General features: G+C 37.9%; 15 protein-coding genes. 5 read left to right on the forward strand and 10 right to left on the reverse strand.

The window, feature by feature from the left end; translation table 11 throughout:
* Window positions 1-88: 88 nt before the first annotated feature.
* The 9 genes from ACTJKN_RS18420 to ubiE form a co-directional block, all read right to left on the reverse strand.
* Window positions 89-829 (reverse strand): isoprenyl transferase, encoded by a 741-nt coding sequence (locus tag ACTJKN_RS18420; protein WP_029274091.1) that lies wholly within the window; start codon window positions 827-829, stop codon window positions 89-91.
* Between the two features lie 19 nt (window positions 830-848).
* Window positions 849-1,646 carry a DUF6089 family protein gene (locus ACTJKN_RS18425; RefSeq protein ID WP_440827213.1) on the reverse strand — a complete coding sequence of 266 codons (798 nt, stop codon included), beginning with the start codon at window positions 1,644-1,646 and terminating at the stop codon, window positions 849-851.
* A gap of 2 nt (window positions 1,647-1,648) precedes the next feature.
* Complete coding sequence (locus tag ACTJKN_RS18430; RefSeq protein ID WP_440827214.1) at window positions 1,649-2,530, reverse strand: NAD kinase; 882 nt, start codon at window positions 2,528-2,530, stop codon at window positions 1,649-1,651.
* 8 nt (window positions 2,531-2,538) lie between these two features.
* Window positions 2,539-3,201 carry a CBS domain-containing protein gene (locus tag ACTJKN_RS18435; protein ID WP_440827215.1) on the reverse strand — a complete coding sequence of 221 codons (663 nt, stop codon included), beginning with the start codon at window positions 3,199-3,201 and terminating at the stop codon, window positions 2,539-2,541.
* Complete coding sequence (locus ACTJKN_RS18440; RefSeq protein ID WP_057932771.1) at window positions 3,202-3,966, reverse strand: alpha/beta fold hydrolase; 765 nt, start codon at window positions 3,964-3,966, stop codon at window positions 3,202-3,204.
* A gap of 182 nt (window positions 3,967-4,148) precedes the next feature.
* Window positions 4,149-4,595, reverse strand: coding sequence for a GatB/YqeY domain-containing protein (locus ACTJKN_RS18445; protein WP_057932770.1), 447 nt, complete (start codon window positions 4,593-4,595; stop codon window positions 4,149-4,151).
* Window positions 4,596-4,693: 98 nt separating this feature from the next.
* Window positions 4,694-5,455 (reverse strand): SDR family oxidoreductase, encoded by a 762-nt coding sequence (locus tag ACTJKN_RS18450; RefSeq protein ID WP_440827216.1) that lies wholly within the window; start codon window positions 5,453-5,455, stop codon window positions 4,694-4,696.
* Window positions 5,456-5,544: 89 nt separating this feature from the next.
* Window positions 5,545-6,342: an outer membrane beta-barrel protein gene (locus ACTJKN_RS18455; protein WP_440827217.1), complete on the reverse strand. Its 798-nt coding sequence runs from the start codon at window positions 6,340-6,342 to the stop codon at window positions 5,545-5,547.
* Complete coding sequence (gene ubiE / locus ACTJKN_RS18460) at window positions 6,339-7,070, reverse strand: bifunctional demethylmenaquinone methyltransferase/2-methoxy-6-polyprenyl-1,4-benzoquinol methylase UbiE (protein WP_440827218.1); 732 nt, start codon at window positions 7,068-7,070, stop codon at window positions 6,339-6,341. Before ubiE ends, ACTJKN_RS18455 begins: the two co-directional genes overlap by 4 nt.
* Window positions 7,071-7,236: 166 nt before the next feature.
* Between ubiE and yihA the strand changes: the two genes are divergently transcribed.
* The 4 genes from yihA to ACTJKN_RS18480 all read left to right on the forward strand — a co-directional run bounded on the left by yihA (window position 7,237) and on the right by ACTJKN_RS18480 (window position 14,063).
* Window positions 7,237-7,860 carry a ribosome biogenesis GTP-binding protein YihA/YsxC gene (gene yihA, locus ACTJKN_RS18465; RefSeq protein ID WP_029274081.1) on the forward strand — a complete coding sequence of 208 codons (624 nt, stop codon included), beginning with the start codon at window positions 7,237-7,239 and terminating at the stop codon, window positions 7,858-7,860.
* A 109-nt stretch (window positions 7,861-7,969) separates the two neighbouring features.
* A complete protein-coding gene (locus ACTJKN_RS18470; protein ID WP_440827219.1) occupies window positions 7,970-8,827 on the forward strand; it encodes a UbiA-like polyprenyltransferase in 858 nt (285 codons plus the stop codon).
* A gap of 209 nt (window positions 8,828-9,036) precedes the next feature.
* Complete coding sequence (locus ACTJKN_RS18475; protein WP_440827220.1) at window positions 9,037-10,740, forward strand: M3 family oligoendopeptidase; 1,704 nt, start codon at window positions 9,037-9,039, stop codon at window positions 10,738-10,740.
* Between the two features lie 896 nt (window positions 10,741-11,636).
* Window positions 11,637-14,063: an outer membrane beta-barrel protein gene (locus ACTJKN_RS18480; RefSeq protein WP_440827221.1), complete on the forward strand. Its 2,427-nt coding sequence runs from the start codon at window positions 11,637-11,639 to the stop codon at window positions 14,061-14,063.
* Window positions 14,064-14,067: 4 nt separating this feature from the next.
* On the opposite strand, the gene ACTJKN_RS18485 is transcribed toward ACTJKN_RS18480, so the two are convergent.
* The gene (locus ACTJKN_RS18485; protein WP_440827222.1) at window positions 14,068-15,285 is read right to left on the reverse strand and encodes an MFS transporter; all 1,218 of its coding nucleotides are present in this window, start codon (window positions 15,283-15,285) and stop codon (window positions 14,068-14,070) included.
* Between the two features lie 292 nt (window positions 15,286-15,577).
* Here ACTJKN_RS18485 and ACTJKN_RS18490 point away from each other — a divergent pair, with 292 nt between their 5' ends.
* Window positions 15,578-17,527: an amino acid permease gene (locus ACTJKN_RS18490; protein WP_440827223.1), complete on the forward strand. Its 1,950-nt coding sequence runs from the start codon at window positions 15,578-15,580 to the stop codon at window positions 17,525-17,527.
* Window positions 17,528-17,534: the final 7 nt, after the last annotated feature.

Here is a 17,534-nt window from a genome sequence, read left to right on the forward strand (position 1 = left end):
ACGTTGTTCCCTTATTTTGGTTTCATTTATCGTATAAAAGTGGTGCTAAGTTAGTTTAAACGCTTGTTAAAAAGTGTTAAAAGAAAAATTAGTTTAATTGTTCACTAATTTTACCAAAACGGCGTTCGCGTTTTTGATAGTCTACAATAGCCTCGAAAAGATCTTCTCGTCTGAAATCCGGCCATAAAACATCAGTAAAATAAAACTCGGTATAAGCCATTTGCCAAAGCAGATAATTGCTGATACGGTGCTCCCCACTTGTTCTGATCATCAATTCTGGATCGGGTATATTTACGGTTGTTAGTTTTGACGAAAACAGGTCTTCGTTTATATCATCCAAAGAAATGGTATTATCTTTCACAGCCGATGCGATTTTTTTGGCAGCCTCCAAAATCTCCCACTTTGCACTATAGCTCAACGCTAATGTTAAAGTACATTTTTCGTTATGGGCAGTCTTTTCCATGGCTTCTTTTAAATCATCTATACATTCTTGAGGTAAAGATGCAATATTGCCAATGGCATTCAGCTTAATATTGTTTTTATTAAGTGTTTCGGTTTCTTTGTTGATGGTAGAAATCAGAATCTGCATCAATGCATCTACCTCTTCTTTGGGCCTGTTCCAATTTTCTGTAGAAAAAGCATATAAAGTAAGGTACTCAATACCTACTTCAACACAACCTTCTACAATGTCTTTTACAGAAAGTACACCTTGTTCATGTCCGAAAACCCGCACTTTACCCTGGCCTTTTGCCCATCTTCCATTACCATCCATGATTACGGCAATGTGCTTTGGCAGGCGGCTATAGTCTATTTGTTCTTTAAATCCCATTAATTATGTCAAAATCAGCTTAAAAGGAATAGCATTTTGAGGATACAAAGGTAAAAGATATGCCAACACTAACAAATAGATAAGTGTCCCTTTTTCGAAAATCGCCTCTTTGGGTACCCGCTTGTCCGATTTGGTAGCGTGAAGGATCGGATAAATTGACCTGATTTTGGCCATTTCCAACGATTACGGGATTAACCGGATAGCGGCCGCTCACATCATCAATATAATCGGTAAGTGGTGTCCGGTAACCGAGTTCGGTAAAAACACTCCAGGTGCTTTTGTAATTATACCTTAGCCCTAATCCATATGGAATGGTTAAAACAGCATTGTTGTAACCATTTTCCTGCCCTTCGGTTCTGAGTCGATCTAACCGGTATCTTTCCCCATCAATTTTTACTGTAGGTTTAAAAGCAACTAAACCAATGCCAGTAAAAAGGTAAGGCGTAAATTGTCTGGTTCCGCCACCTATATTAAAGTTAAAAAAATTAAAATCAATTAAGCCGCTAAATTCGTGCATTGATGTTTTAAAACGGAGGTTTCTTTCACGGAACTGCTCATTACTAGAATTAGCATCATCGGCCTTAACCTGCCCGTAAGTATAATTTAAGCGAACGCCCAAATATTGGTTAAAGTTCCGCTTTACATAAGCACCGCCAGAAAGTCCGCTAATCTGCAATGGATTATTTTGATTGAGATCGCCCATGTAACCTGCTCCCCCACCCATTAGTCCAACTTCCCAGGTGCCTTCTTGCGCACGAAGAATCTGTCCGCTAAAGATAAAAAAGAGGATAATTAATAGGAGTTTGGTTGGCGTCATACTTAGTAGTTACGGGTATCAATGCCCCATAATAATTTATTTCTTAACGTGTTTAAGTAGGTTTCATTGTTAAGGCGGATAAGATTTACGCAAAAATCGGCCTTTCTTATACTAATTTTTACTGAACGCTCTACGGTGACCGTTCGGCTATCACAAGAAACCAGAAATTTCGATTCGCGTGCTTCTACCTCAAAAGAGAGTTTATTATCATCTGGTACAACCACTGGCCTTACATTTAAGTTATGTGGTGCAATGGGTGTAATTACAAAATTTTCAGAATCGGGATAAATAATAGGGCCACCGCAGCTTAATGAGTAAGCGGTTGATCCCGTCGGGGTGGCAATAATCAATCCATCGGCCCAATAAGAATTAATAAACTCATTATTCATTGAGGCATGGATAATCATCATGGCAGAATTATCGCGGCGGTGAATGGTAATATCATTCAGTGCAAAATTCTCTTCTCCAAACAGGCCATTATCCGATTCTAAGGTTAAAAGAGAACGGGAATCTAAGGTATATTCTCCGTTAATTAAGGCTTTTAGCGCCGATCCTATTTCATTTTTGTTGATACTGGCCAGAAACCCCAACCGGCCAAAATTGATTCCGATTACGGGTATGCCCGAATTGCGGATTAACGATAAGGTATCGAGTAAGGTACCATCGCCTCCTAAGCTCAACAATACATCAGCAAGTTCTTTTAGTTCGCTATGGTTATGAAAAATAACTGTATTGGCAGGCAACTTAATTTTGCCATGAAGGGATGTTTTAAATTTTGAATATAAAACCGGCTGGATATGATGCTCGGCTAAATGATTAAAAACCTCTTGAACGTAGGGCAAAACCGTATCATTAAAATCTCTCCCGTAAATTGCAATCCTCATAAGTAGGTTTATACATTTAAATAGTTCATGAAAGAATCGTAACGCTCCTGCGACCCATCATCAATCTGTGTGTTATTGTATACCTCTTTAACCAGATAATCATATCTTTCGAAAGAAGCTACCAATGAAGTAATTTCTGTTTTGTTTACTTTGAGCGTTACTTCTAAACGTGTAGAATTTTCGAAAGAATTCACATAAGAAGAGAGTACCTGTGCATTATCGGCTTCGACAATCTGTGCAATATGTGCCAGAGAATTATCGCGGTTACTGATCTCCAATACGATAATTCCTCCAGGTTCATTTACCGCATACTGTTCGGCCACGGCATTTACCATGTTATTGATTGAAATTGAACCCAGGTAATTTTTCTGTTGATCCAAAACCGGAACGGCTGTCAATTTTAACTGACTCAATAACCTGATTACATCATAAGTATGTACGTTACTCAACACGAAAACATTAAGTATGTTTACCGCACTATCGCTTAAAAGTGTATCGTGATTATCAATATTTATTAAATCATCTTCAGAAACCAAACCCAATAAAGTTACCTCGTTAACAACCGGCAAATGCTTTAGTTTAAAATCATTCATACGATCTAAAGCTTTCTGCACCGTGTCATCGGTCCTTAGTGATGGAATTGCATCTGATATGATTTCTGCTGCAAACATTTATTTTAACAATATTCTATCTAAAAATTTCTCTAAAAATGCATTAAATATTTCCGGATGTTCCATCATAGGCGCATGCCCACATTTATCAACCCAGTTTAATTCCGAATTCGGCAACAATTCATGAAATTCTTCTGCCACTTCTGGTGGTGTAACCTTATCATTTTTACCCCAGATTAAAGAAACCGGTATGGTAATTTTCGACAGTTCTTTAGCCATGTTGTGGCGTATTGCCGATTTTGCCATGGTTAAAATCCTGATAACCCTCGATCTATCATTAACCGTTTTAAAAACATCATCAACCAGTTCTTTGGTTGCAGTTGCAGGATCGTAAAAAGTAAACTCTACTTTTTCCTTAATGTAATCGTAGCTCTCTCTCCGTGGGAAAGATCCACCAAAAGCATTTTCGTATAAACCAGAACTCCCTGTTAGTACCAGGGCTTTAACAAACTCCTGATGGGCAACTGTAAATACCAAACCCACATGGCCACCAAGCGAATTACCAACAAGTACTACCTGGTTTAAATTTTTATATTTTAAAAAGCGATGAAGATATCTCGACAATGCTTTTACGCCCAATGTTAAAATGGGCAAATCGTAAATTGGTAAGATTGGAATAATTACACGATAGCGATCTTTAAACTGTTCTATAACCAGTTCCCAATTGCTTAGTTCGCCCATTAGGCCATGTAGCAATACCAGTGTTTCGCCTGTTCCAGCTTCGATGTATTTAAATCCGTCTTCTTCTATTATCGGGTAGGTCATATATATTCTAGATGGTATTGTGCTACTAAGTTAGTAGAGTAAAATTAAATTTATGCATTTCTATGCCATTTTTCTGAAATAAAACCGAAAACGGTATAAAAACGTTATTTGCATTGCGCAGAGCGATGAGCGGCCAGCGGTTGTTAACCTTCTGCCTTACGCCTTTATGCCCTCTACCTCAATTAAGCTAGTTTTTCTTTAACAATCTCAGCAATTAATTTACCATCAGCTTTCCCTGCAAGTTCCTTATTTGCCATGCCCATTACCTTCCCCATATCTTTAACCGATGTAGCACCAGATTGTTTGATTACAGCCTCGATAATTGCAGCAACCTCTGCCCTATCTAACTGTTTTGGCAAAAACTGACTGATCACTTCAATTTCTTCTTCTTCTACCTGATACAAATCTTCGCGATTTTGTTGCTTGTAAATATCAGCTGATTCGCGGCGTTGTTTAATCAGTTTCTGAAGAATTTTAAGTTCAGTTTCTTCCGTAATTTCTTCTGAAGATCCTTTTTCTGTTTTAGCTAAAAGTAAAGCTGCCTTTATTGCTCTTAAACCTCTTAACTGCGCATTGTTTTTAGCCAACATGGCTTTTTTTATTTCCTGATCTATTGTGTTTGATATCATTTTTAACCCCAAACCCCCAAGGGGGCTTTCCTTTCATTAGTTTAAAATAAAAAAATAAATTGTTATTTCCTCCCAGTATTAATTTCCCTTTCAGGGGGCTAGGGGGTTCTATTTATAATTGTTGCTGTAGCCTGTGCGGCAGGCATAATCAGCATGTCGTTAATGTTAACATGTTTTGGCCTGCTTACCACATACCAAATGGCATCTGCAATATCGCCGGCAATTAATGGCTCCAGGTTTTCGTATACCTTTTTCGCGCGATCTTCATCACCTTTAAAGCGCACCACCGAAAATTCGGTTTCTACCATACCCGGATTAATTTCGGTAACCTTTATTCCATAGGGTAATAAATCGATGCGCATCCCTTTACTCAATGCATCAACAGCATGTTTGCTGGCACAATATACGTTTCCATTTGGATAAACTTCTTTTCCGGCAATAGAACCAATGTTAATAATATGGCCTGATTGGTTTGGTATCATCCAGTTGGAAACAATTTTGGTTACATAAAGCAAACCTTTTACATTCGTATCAATCATGGTATCCCAATCGTCGGTATCGCCTTTATCAATTGGATCTAAACCCTGGCTTAAGCCCGCATTATTAATCAAAACATCAACCTTCTTCCATTCTGCCGGCAATACTTCTAAAGCAGTGGCAAGACTTTCTTTATCGCGAACATCGGCAAAAACCTGTTTGATGGTAATGGCATACTTGTCTTCTAAATGATGGGCAATTTTTGCCAACCGGTCTTCTCTGCGGGCCAATAATACCAGATTGTAACCTTGTTGGGCAAATGTATGTGCACAAGCTTCGCCAATACCAGAAGTTGCGCCTGTAATTAATGCGATTTTAGACATTTTTATGAATTTTAAGTTTCGGTAATTCTTTAAGATAACATCTTTGATTTACCTACACCAACAAAGGTAAGTTTTTTTGGATTGCAGGACTATTGAAAAATCAAACTGAATGTTAATTGACGTAATTTCAACTTATCTATTGGATTGGCATAAACCGTATTGTCGTGCTGAAGCAAATCATTGGTCGAATACGAGAGTTTTATTTCGGGCGACATTTTAAAATACTCGAAATAAATATCGAAACCAATACCTGTTTCGTACGACAGGTAGTTCCTTTGATTTTTTAACAACTTATTTACTGCTGTTTCACCTTCATCGAAAGTTTTCTTTTTCGAAGCTATATCTATTGAATATTTAGCGCCGCCTAACCAATATACCCTAAAATTGTTCATCCGGTTCGACTTCACCTTCAGGCCTAATGGAAATTCGAACATGGTTGCCTGAACTTTTCTTTCAACCACGGTTTGAAAGTTTTTCGTTTGCCCATTGCCTACATTGATTGGCGCCATAGGTTCATACTCGTAAGTTACTATCCTATCGCTAAAAATAAGGGAGGGCGTTGCCCTGATATCGAAGTTATCAGAGATCATTCTGTTCATTACAAAACCCAATCCAAAACCTTGTGATGGTGGGCTTGAAATGGAATTTAATGTTGAGGTAACCGGAATGCCCGAATTCGGATCGTAGGAAGGATCCAGCGAATTTGGCACCTCATAAAAAGGCGATCGCCAATTTTGCTTTTTAAGAATTTTGTATTCGGCTGAGATGTACTGGAAATTAAAACCAAAACTCCAATCTTCATCATCTATTCCACCACCCCAATTTTGAGCAAAGGCGGTTGTTGAAATAATAAAAAACGAAAGAATGAGGCTTAATTTTCTGATCATTTTGTTCCTACATATATCGAACTAATTCCAAACGTTAAAATTCTTTGTTTGGTACTTTTAAAGCCAACTTTTTCCATCAGGCTGGTAAAATCTTCTCCGTCAGGAAAAGCTGCTACCGATTCTGGCAAATAAGTATAGGCTCTGTGGTCTTTAGAAAATAGTTTTCCAAAGAAAGGCGTAACCTGTTTAAAATAAAAACTATACAATTGTTTTACCGGAAAAACCTTTGGTTTCGAAAATTCCAGTATCACCATTTTCCCGCTGGGCTTTAATACCCTGTACATATCGGTTAATCCCTTTTCGAGGTTTTCGAAATTACGCACGCCATAAGCGCAGGTAATCGCATCAAAAGTATCATTTTCGAAATGTAGTCCCTCAGAATCGCCTACCTGAACGGTAAAAACTTCGTTTAAACTACGCTCGTTAATTTTCTTCTTGGCTACTTCTAACATACCTTCAGAAATATCAATGCCAATTACCTTTTCGGGATGAAGCTTTTTAATGGCTTCAAAGGCAAAATCGCCAGTTCCTGTAGCCACATCAAGCAAAGTTCTCGGGTGGATGGAAACCAGTTCTTTAATGGCTTTCTTACGCCATAATACATCTATCCCTAGAGAAAGAAAATGGTTTAAAAAATCGTAAGTACCCGAAATATTGTTAAACATGGTTGCAACCTGCTCCTTTTTGGTTGCATCTTCTACTTGGTATGGAGTGATATTCTGATTCATGATATGTGGCAAAGATAGATAAAAGTCGGGAGTCTTTAGTCCGAAGTCCGAAGTCTTTGAGGCTAAGTATTCAGTGTAGTGTCAAAAATGAGATTTAAAAAGATGAGCAATTTGTACTTCGGACTTCCGACTTCGGACTTCGGACTCAAAACCCTACCTTTGCATTATGATTATCAAAACGGCAACATTTGTTTGCAGCAACACCCAGATTTCGGCACTACCGGCACCAACTATGCCCGAATATGCATTTATTGGCCGCTCTAACGTGGGTAAATCTTCATTAATCAATATGTTGGTTAATCAACATGGATTAGCAAAAACCTCTCAACGCCCGGGAAAAACACAGTTAATTAATCACTTTCTGATTAACGAAGCCTGGTACATTGTCGATTTACCAGGGTATGGCTATGCCAAGGTTTCTAAAACCAGCAGAGAGAAATGGGAGAAGTTTATCCGCGCCTATATAACCAAAAGAGAAAGTTTACAATGTGTTTTTGTTTTGATAGACAGCCGTTTAGAGCCACAGGGAATTGATATAGAATTTTGCTATTGGTTAGGTGAAAAACAGATACCTTTTTCGTTAATTTTTACCAAGGCTGATAAACAGGGCATGACAACTACCCAGAAAAATGTAGCTGCCTTTAAGAAAAAATTAGGTGAGTTTTTCGAAGAGATCCCTGCCACCTTTATTTCCTCTGCCGAAAAAGGAACCGGAAAAGATGAAGTGCTGAATTTCATTTATGAGGTGAATAAAGATTTTGTTGTACCAACAGATTATAAGAAGTTTTAACCGGTTTTCAGTTCACAGCCCACAATTTTCTGTTTAACATTAAAAATCTGTGTAATCAAATAATCTGTGTAATCATCCCCTACGGGAAATTAATGAGTTCTAAAAAAAAATGAAAAAATACTTTTCACTCGTATTATTCGCCCACTCTGTTTTTGCGCTACCATTTGCCATGATTGGTTTCTTTTTGGGCGTAACTACAACAGAAAACCCATTTTCATGGTATAAGCTGATTTTGGTTTTACTTTGTATGGTTTTTGCCAGGAATTCGGCCATGGCTTTTAACCGGTATCTGGATAGAAATATTGACGCAAAAAATCCACGCACCAAAATGCGCGATATCCCTGCAGGTAAAGTTTCGGCAAATGAAGCGTTGATTTTCATAATCGCTAATTGTGTCCTTTTCGCCATTACCACTTACTTTATTAACCCACTTTGTTTCTATCTGTCGCCAGTAGCTTTGTTTGTAGTTTTGTTTTATAGCTACACCAAAAGATTTACGGCGCTTTGTCATTTGGTATTGGGCTTAGGCCTGGCGCTTGCTCCTATTGGTGCCTACATCGCCGTAACCGGACATTTTGCCCTGGTTCCTGTGCTTTATTCCTTAACCGTATTGTTCTGGGTAAGTGGATTTGATATTATATACGCATTACAGGACGAAGAATTTGACCGGGAAGAAAAATTACACTCCATCCCATCGGCACTTGGCATTAAAAATGCTTTGAATGTTTCGGTGCTGTTGCATATACTCTCGGCTACCTGTGTTATTTTACCTGTGTTTTTTACATCCTTTAGCTGGGTTTATTACGTAGGTATTGTGTTTTTCTGTTCGATGTTGATTTATCAGCACTTGCTGGTAAAACCAAATGATATCAGCAAAGTAAACAGGGCGTTCCAAACCTTAAATGGTTATGCATCGGTAGTATTTGCGATATGCTTTTTAATAGATGCGTATTTGAGACATAAATAAAATGAGTGAAGGCCGAATGATTAAATGATAGAATGTTTAACATTCACTAATTCCATCATTCTCTAATTCAATCCTTCCAACATTCAATAACATAAATAAATGAGTAAAGGCCGAATGAGAGAATGATTGAATGTTGAATGAGAGAATATAGCATTACGCCTTAAACCATTCACTCCTTCAATCATTCCAACATTCAATAATTAACTATTATGATAACTAAGAAACCTAGAACATATATCCCGCAGGTGCTAAACATTACCTGGGAAAATTTAGAACCACTTTTTACCGAATTGCAAAACCGCGAAATAACCAGCACCGCTGAGTTAGAACACTGGTTAAAAGACCGCTCGGAGCTTGAAGCTGCTTTAGAAGAAGATTTTGCCTGGAGATATATTAAAATGAGTTGCGATACTGCAAATGAAGAACTGGTTAAAAACTTTCAATATTTTGCTACCGAAATAGAACCAAAAATTTCTCCATTAGCCAACGAACTGAACAAAAAATTTGTTGAAAGTCCTTTTATGGATGACCTGGACAAAGAAAAATATTTCGTTTACAGCCGTGCGATAAAAAAAGCATTAGAGCTTTACCGTGATGAAAATATTGAACTGTTTACCGAATTACAGGTGAAACAACAAAAATACCAGAGTGTTACAGGCGCCATGAGTGTTGAGCTAAATGGTCAGGAATATACTTTGGAGCAAGCCTCGATCTTTATCAAAGATTTAAACCGCGAGGTACGCGAAAATGCATGGAAAACGATCCAACAACGCCGCCTGGTTAATAAAGATAATTTAAACATCTTGTTTGATGAGCTGATTAAACTGCGCAATCAGGTTGCTTTGAATGCGGGTTTTGAAAACTACCGCGATTACATGTTTCAGGCTTTGGGCCGTTTCGATTATACCCCACAAGACTGTTACGATTTTGCCAATGCTATTGAAAAAGAAATCGTACCGATTTTAAAAGAGCAGGCTGAAAAACGCCGTGAAGCTTTAGGACTAGATGTATTAAAGCCTTGGGATTTAGAAGTAAGCATTAGTGGCAAACCAGCCTTGAAGCCTTTTAATAACGGCGAAGAACTGATTGATAAAAGTATTGCCTGCTTTAATGCCATTGATGAAAAGTTAGGCTCAAAATTGGCAACCATGAAAGCCAATAACCTTTTTGATGTAGAGAGCAGAAAAGGTAAAGCGCCGGGTGGTTACAATTACCCATTGGCCGAAACCGGAGCCCCGTTTATCTTCATGAATTCGGCAAATTCGTTGCGCGATTTAACCACAATGGTTCACGAAGGTGGGCATGCGGTACATACTTTTTTAACCGCAGATTTAGAATTAAACGATTTTAAACATTGTCCTTCTGAAGTTGCAGAACTCGCATCGATGAGTATGGAATTGATCTCTATGGATAACTGGGATGTTTATTTCGATAACGAAGAAGATTTAAACCGTGCTAAAAAAGAACAGTTGGCCGATGTTTTGAAAACTTTACCATGGGTTGCTGTAATTGATCAGTTTCAGCACTGGATTTACACCAATCCGGACCATACTGCGGCTGACCGTGAAGAAACTTTTAAGCAGATTTTTAACCGTTTTGGCGCTGGTTTTGCCGATTGGACAGATTTAGAACAACAATTTGGAAATGGCTGGCAAAAACAACTGCATTTATTCGAAGTTCCTTTTTATTACATTGAGTATGCAATTGCTCAGTTAGGTGCCATTGCCGTTTGGAAAAACTATAAAGAAAATCCAGAAAAGGCTTTGGAGCAGTATTTGGCTGCACTTTCATTAGGTTATACCAAACCAATGAACGAAATATATGAAACCGCAGGAATTAAATTTGATTTCAGTGCGGAATATGTAAAAGAACTGGCAAGTTTTGTAAAAACAGAACTGGATAAACTGGGATAAGGCAGAAGGTTTTAAGGTAAGGCTTTTTCACCTTAAAGTGATAAATTAGAGGTCGTGGTATTTGCCACGACTTTTTCGTTTTTATGAAACACAGATAAAGTTTTTATGAACCACAGATAAAAAGGATAAACAAAGATTAATACTATTACTGGTCTTGGCGAGACGCTAAAACCGAAGTTTAATTCTTTATCGCTGGGGATGGATGTTGTAAAGGCTCTTCGACTCGCTCAGCGTGACAACTCAAGGAGAATTACCAACTGTCCTTAGCATATTGTTAAGCATTTTTTTGCCACGGAAACACAGAGGGCACGGAAACTAAATAGGCGTACACAGCTGCCATTTATCCCGCATTTTTTCGGTGATCATACCCAATGTTTTGTCTGCTGTACCCAAAAAATAGACCTGATGGATTGAAAATCCCTTTTGGGTATTGGATTCATTGTTTCATCAACTATTTCCCAAAAGGATTGTAACAAACAGCAGGACAGAGCCCTGGCTATGAAATACAGACACTATTCTTCAAAAAAATCTTATCTGGTCTTAGCACCTCACTAAGCATTTTTTTGCCACGGAAACACAGCGGGCACGGAATTAAGCGAGAATTCAGAACCTTAGTTCTTTCCAAGGAAACACAAAAATACAGACACAGTAAAAGACGCCGACTCCGCTCAGCATGATAACCCACGGGAGAATTAGCTAAAAGGAATGTGATTATAACGAGCTTCTAAATTTTAGGTAATACCAATGAATAAATGACTAATAACCATCTTATGTAAAAAAATGTTAATTGGGTTAAACATTGTTAAAAAGGGGAGATTTATGCACCTAATAATTTAGTTTCGTTTTAATTCCTAATCAGATAAAAGGAAAACTAATCATCAGATCCCTAGCTAACAATGAAACCATTCGCTCCATTCTTCATCATACTTACTTTATTTTGTGTCAACCCACTTTATGCACAAAAGGCAAAAAACCACATTACCGGAACGGTTATCGATAAGAATAACACAAAAATTTCGGCTACGCTCAAATTTAAAAGTACGCTAGATTCTTCCATTATCAAAACTGTGACAACTAACGAACAAGGGAATTTCACATTGGATAATTTCCCTTTAGGTAAGTTTACAGTAGAAGTTAAATCACTTGGTTATAAAACCATTTTAGAAACGGTAGCGCTAAAACCAAACAAAACCAATATCGATTTAAGTTTTACGCTACAACCAGATATAAATGAACTGGAAAGTGTTGTGATTGCCGGCCGCAAGCCTTTAATAGAACGCTACAACAATAAAACAGTGATGAACGTAGAGAACAGTATTGTTTCAACCGGAAATACTGCACTCGAAGTGCTTGCTAAAATGCCCGGTGTATCGGTTAATCAGGATGGGATAATCAGTATCAGAGGTAGGTCTGGTGTCAATGTGCTTATTGATGGAAAATCGACTTATTTATCTGCTGAACAATTGGCTACCAGATTGAAATCATTAAACAGTAACGAGATAAAAGCGATAGAACTGATTACTAAGCCCTCGTCCAAATATGATGCTGAAGGAAATGCAGGCCTACTCAATATCAAGCTAAAAAAGAATGCTAACTATGGCACAAACGGAAACATAGATTTAGGTTTCGGATACGGCAAGAATCCAAAAAGCGATGCCGGGATATCCATTAACCATCGAAACAGAAACCTTAATATTTTTGGCAGCTTCGCCAATAACAACAATAAAGCCACTGAAAACCTCGATATTTTGAGGGTAGTAAATGGCAGGGATCAAAATACTTATTTCCATCAATCAAATACACAGACTAGATCCACACATAACAACAATTATAAAGCTGGGATTGATTATTTCATCAACGGTAAGAATACTCTTGGTTTCTTAACTACCGGTTATTTCAATAATGGCCACGATCTATCTAATGGCATTACCGCTATTGGAAAAAGTTTTACAAAGGTTGATTCTTCTATTCTTGCCGATAACCCAGCAAAGAATAAATATCGCAATCAGGCTTACAACCTCAATTACAAAAGTGTGATGGATACTTTAGGTCAGGAACTTTCTATCGATTTAGATTATGCCAAATACCACAGTGAGGAAAATACCATTTATCAAAATTCTTTTTTCGATCAAAATGGCTTGAGCTATAAATCGCCAGCCATCTTTCGAAATGCCACCCCATCTTTTATCACAATCAAAGCTGCAAAAATTGATTATTCACTTCCTCTCAGTGCAGCAACTAAATTAGACGCTGGCCTAAAAAGCAGTTGGGTGAGTACAGATAATGATTTTCAGTTCGAAAACCTAATTGGAACAGATTGGAAGAATGATGCGGGCAGAAGTAACCGTTTTGTTTACGACGAAAACATAAATGCTGCTTATGCTACCCTAAAGCACGAATTTAAATCGACCAGTATTGAAATTGGTCTACGAACGGAACAAACTAACTCAAAAGGCAATTCCATTAACGATAACAAGATTGTAAAGCGCAGTTACTTTGATTTTTTTCCAAGTTTTAACATCAATCAAACTTTATCCCCAAACAACGAGATCGGTTTTTCATACAGCAGAAGAATAGATCGACCAGATTATAAATCGCTTAATCCCTTTGTTTATTTTGTTGATTTATACACTTTTAGTCAGGGGAATCCTTTTCTTAACCCACAGTACACCAATGCCTTTCAACTCTCGTATAATTATAAAAAAACATTAAATATTTCCTTTGGGTATAGCATCACCAATAACCTGATTATTGATGTTCTGCTGCCAGATAACGAGAAGAAAACACTGTACCAAACGGTACAAAACCTCGATAAACAATATGCCTACGATCTGACAATCGGCTACCCTACTACCATTACCAAATTCTGGAGTATGGACAATACGCTTACCAGCACCTATAACCAGATTAAGGCCGCTAATTTAGGTAACAGTGTTTATGATCGGAAAAAAGTGAATTTTATGATCAATAGCAGCCACAATTTTACCCTGAGCCCGTCAACATCAGCCGAACTTTCGGGAGAATACGCCTCTTCTCAGATTTATGGCACTTATGCGATTAAACCTTATTATGGGATAGATTTTGGGATCAAAAAATCATTCCTTGATAAAAAACTCAACATTAAACTTGCCGCCAATGACGTTTTCGATACCAGAAAAGCAAGAATCAGCAGCGCCCTTTCCGGGCTAGATTACAACCTTAGCCAAAAACAAGAAAGCAGGGTTTACCGGCTCAGTTTAAATTACATTTTTGGTAGCAGTAATATTAAGGGCACCCGAGCGCGAAAAACCAGCGTAACTGATGAACAAGGCCGGATCAAATAATAAATTACACTTCCTCTTTTTTTCGAAGCCTAAGAATAATAAACATCACTAAAACCGATATTAAGATCATGACCAGATAGCTATAACTTAAGTTACGTTCATCTTTGGCAGGGATCAGATTTACAATGCCATAACTCAAAAAAGAAACAATCACATAGGTAATCCCTCCTGTTAAGCCACCTGCAATTCCTGCATTTTTGGGGAATTTGCTCAAACAGAAAGTAAAATAATTATTAAAGGTAAAGCCTGCTCCTACATGGATTAAAAATGCAAAGAAAATTAACGACCAGAGGTTAGAAACAAAATTTAAGCTTATAATCATCAGGACTACAAATGCTACCTGAAACAGCGAGTTGATCATTAATCGTTTAAAGAAAGGTCGGTTAATAGTTGCCTTGCCAATAAAGCCCCCTACCATCCAGGCGAAACCTAAAAACAGGGAACTATAACCCGCAATAACCGGAGAAAATTTAAAATGGTGCTCAATAATAAACGGACCGGTCATGTTGTAAACCATCACCATACAATAAGCTAATCCCAACATCACGATACCTAAGGTAAAGCTTGTTGTTTTAATCATTTTGATATAAATACCTGTTATCTCTTTCAGTTGAAAATCGGTAAAATGTTTTAATGTTTCGCCACTGAACAACAACTCCAGTACGGCAAAAACAAGCGCAAAACCAGCCAAGAAATAGAAATTAGATTCCCAACCAAATACTGTTTGCAGATAACCACCAATAAAAGGCGCTACAATTGGTCCGGTAGACCAGATGATGGAAAACAAACTAAGATAATGTTTTAGCTGATCGCCTTCGAAGAGATCGACAAAGTAAGCTCGTTTGGCCACTACAATTGCGCCTACAGTAAGACCATGGATAATACGCATTAAATAAATAAGGTAAATGTTATGGGTAGTTGCAATGATGATACTAGCTGCAGCGAAAATTAATAATGCGTATAAACAGATTTTATATCTTCCAAAACTATCAAGCACACTACCGATAAAAAGTTGTGCAACCCCATAACTAATTAGAAAAATGCTGAGTGTAAGTTGAACCTGAACATTACTCACCTGCATTTCGCCAGCCATGGTAGGTAATGAGGGGATATAAATATCGGTAGCAAAACCCGACAATGGAATTAAGGCAAAGGCCAGTAAAGTAGCCAAACCCTGGTGACGTTCTTTAATGTATTTTATTTGTGCTATATCTGCATTCATAATTGGTACTGTAATGATATATAAATATTCCAATCAAACAAGACATATATTGTTTTATGCACCTTACTGATTATTGACAACAAAATTAACTGTTTCACTTATCCTAAAATTATGCGAATCAAACAAAGGATTATTCAAGCCAAATAATTGCATTTTTTTACTTTCATCTAATAATTGCCAGTGTTTTTGATAACATTTTGCCTACTAGAGCGTGGTGTATTGAAAATTATATCCTGCTTTAAACGTTTTTAACCAAACTTTTTATAAGTTTGAGGAAACAAGCAAACAAAAGATGTTCGAAAAGCTATTCAGAAAAAAATCTATTTCCAAGATATTACAAGATGCGGCAAAAGGCTATGGCGACCATGAAAATACATTACATAAAACACTCGGAGTACGCGATTTAACAGCTTTTGGAATTGCAGCAATTATTGGAGCAGGAATTTTTAGTACGATTGGCAAGGCAAGTGCAGATGGCGGTCCGGCGGTAATCTTTTTATTTATTTTTACGGCAGTAGCCTGTAGTTTTGCGGCCTTTGCTTATGCAGAATTTGCATCTATGGTACCTGTTTCTGGCAGTGCTTACACCTATTCTTATGTAGCTTTCGGCGAGCTGGTTGCCTGGATTATCGGTTGGTCACTCATTATGGAATATTCCATCGGTAACATTACGGTAGCCATATCCTGGTCTGATTACTTTACTGGACTACTCTCCACCATAAAAATACCTCCCCTCGGCATAGATGGTATCCATGTACCCGATTGGATGACAATGGACTACTTAAGTGCTTATAATGGACATACACATGCCGAAGCGCTTCTGGCGGCTGGCAAAAACCTGGCAGATTTAGATACGGCTACAGCCTTGGCCAATAATGCATGGCTTACCGCCCCAACAATCGGTAGTTTTCACCTTGTTGCAGATATTCCTGCTTTAGGTATTATCATTTTAATTACCTGGTTAATTTACCGTGGTATGAAAGAAAGTCGCAATGCCAGCAACGCGATGGTAGTGGTTAAACTGGCGGTAATTCTTTTGGTATTGGCAGTAGGTATATTTTATGTAGACACAAAAAACTGGGATCCCTTTGCTCCAAACGGTGTTTCTGGAGTTTTAAAGGGCGTTTCGGCAGTATTTTTTGCCTATATCGGTTTCGATGCCATTTCTACAACGGCCGAAGAATGTAAAAATCCACAACGCGATTTACCCCGCGGGATGATGTGGGCGATTATTATATGTACCATCCTTTATGTGGCCATTGCACTGGTTTTAACAGGTATTGTTAAATCAGATACCTTAGCCGTTGGCGATCCGTTGGCATTCGTTTTTGATCAGATTAACTTAAAATTAATGAGTGGCATTATTGCTGTAAGTGCGGTATTTGCCATGGCCAGTGTACTTTTGGTTTTCCAAATGGGACAACCACGTATCTGGATGAGCATGAGCAGAGATGGCTTATTACCGAAATCTTTCTCGAAAATTCACCCTAAATACAAAACACCTTCGTTTGCAACCATTGTGGTAGGCTTTGTAGTGGCTGTACCATCGTTGTTTATGAATCTTACTATCGTTACCGATCTCTGTTCTATCGGAACACTTTTCGCTTTCGTACTGGTTTGCGCAGGGGTTTTAGTATTACAGAACAGGCCTGATGTACAGCGTGGAAAATTCAAGATACCTTATGTAAACAGTAAGTTTATCGTACCTGTTGTTTTAATTGCGACTATAATTTTTGCATTCTCAAAATATGGGAAAGAAACCAAAGCTTTCTTTTTCAACTCCCCTAAAACAATCCAAACAGTAACTTTTGTTACTTCTCTAAGTGGCGATGAATTGAAAATTGTTAAAGAGGAAATTGTTAAAAATGCTGCGCCACAAATTGTATTGGCCGAAAAGGTAGATGCAGAATCTTATTTAAGTGCATTACCCGCCGATCGTTACGAACAGTTTATTTCAGCTTCAAAAGTACCTGTAGAAAAGAAATATGAAAGCGGTTGGGGGTTATTTAAACACAAAATTCCAATGTGGATTTTCCTGATCATCTGTGTGGTGATTACCTACTATTGCATCACCAAAAACTTGTCGTTAATTCCGGTTTTAGGGCTGATCAGCTGTTTGTACATGATGTGCGAACTTGGTATTTCGAACTGGATCGGTTTCGGCATCTGGCTGGTAGTTGGCCTCGTAGTTTATTTTGCTTATGGTTACAGGCATAGTAAACTGGCAAATCCGGAGGTTTAAGCTATTA

The sequence above is a fragment of the Pedobacter sp. 22163 genome, assembly GCF_052045595.1.
Taxonomy (GTDB): Bacteria; Bacteroidota; Bacteroidia; order Sphingobacteriales; family Sphingobacteriaceae; genus Pedobacter.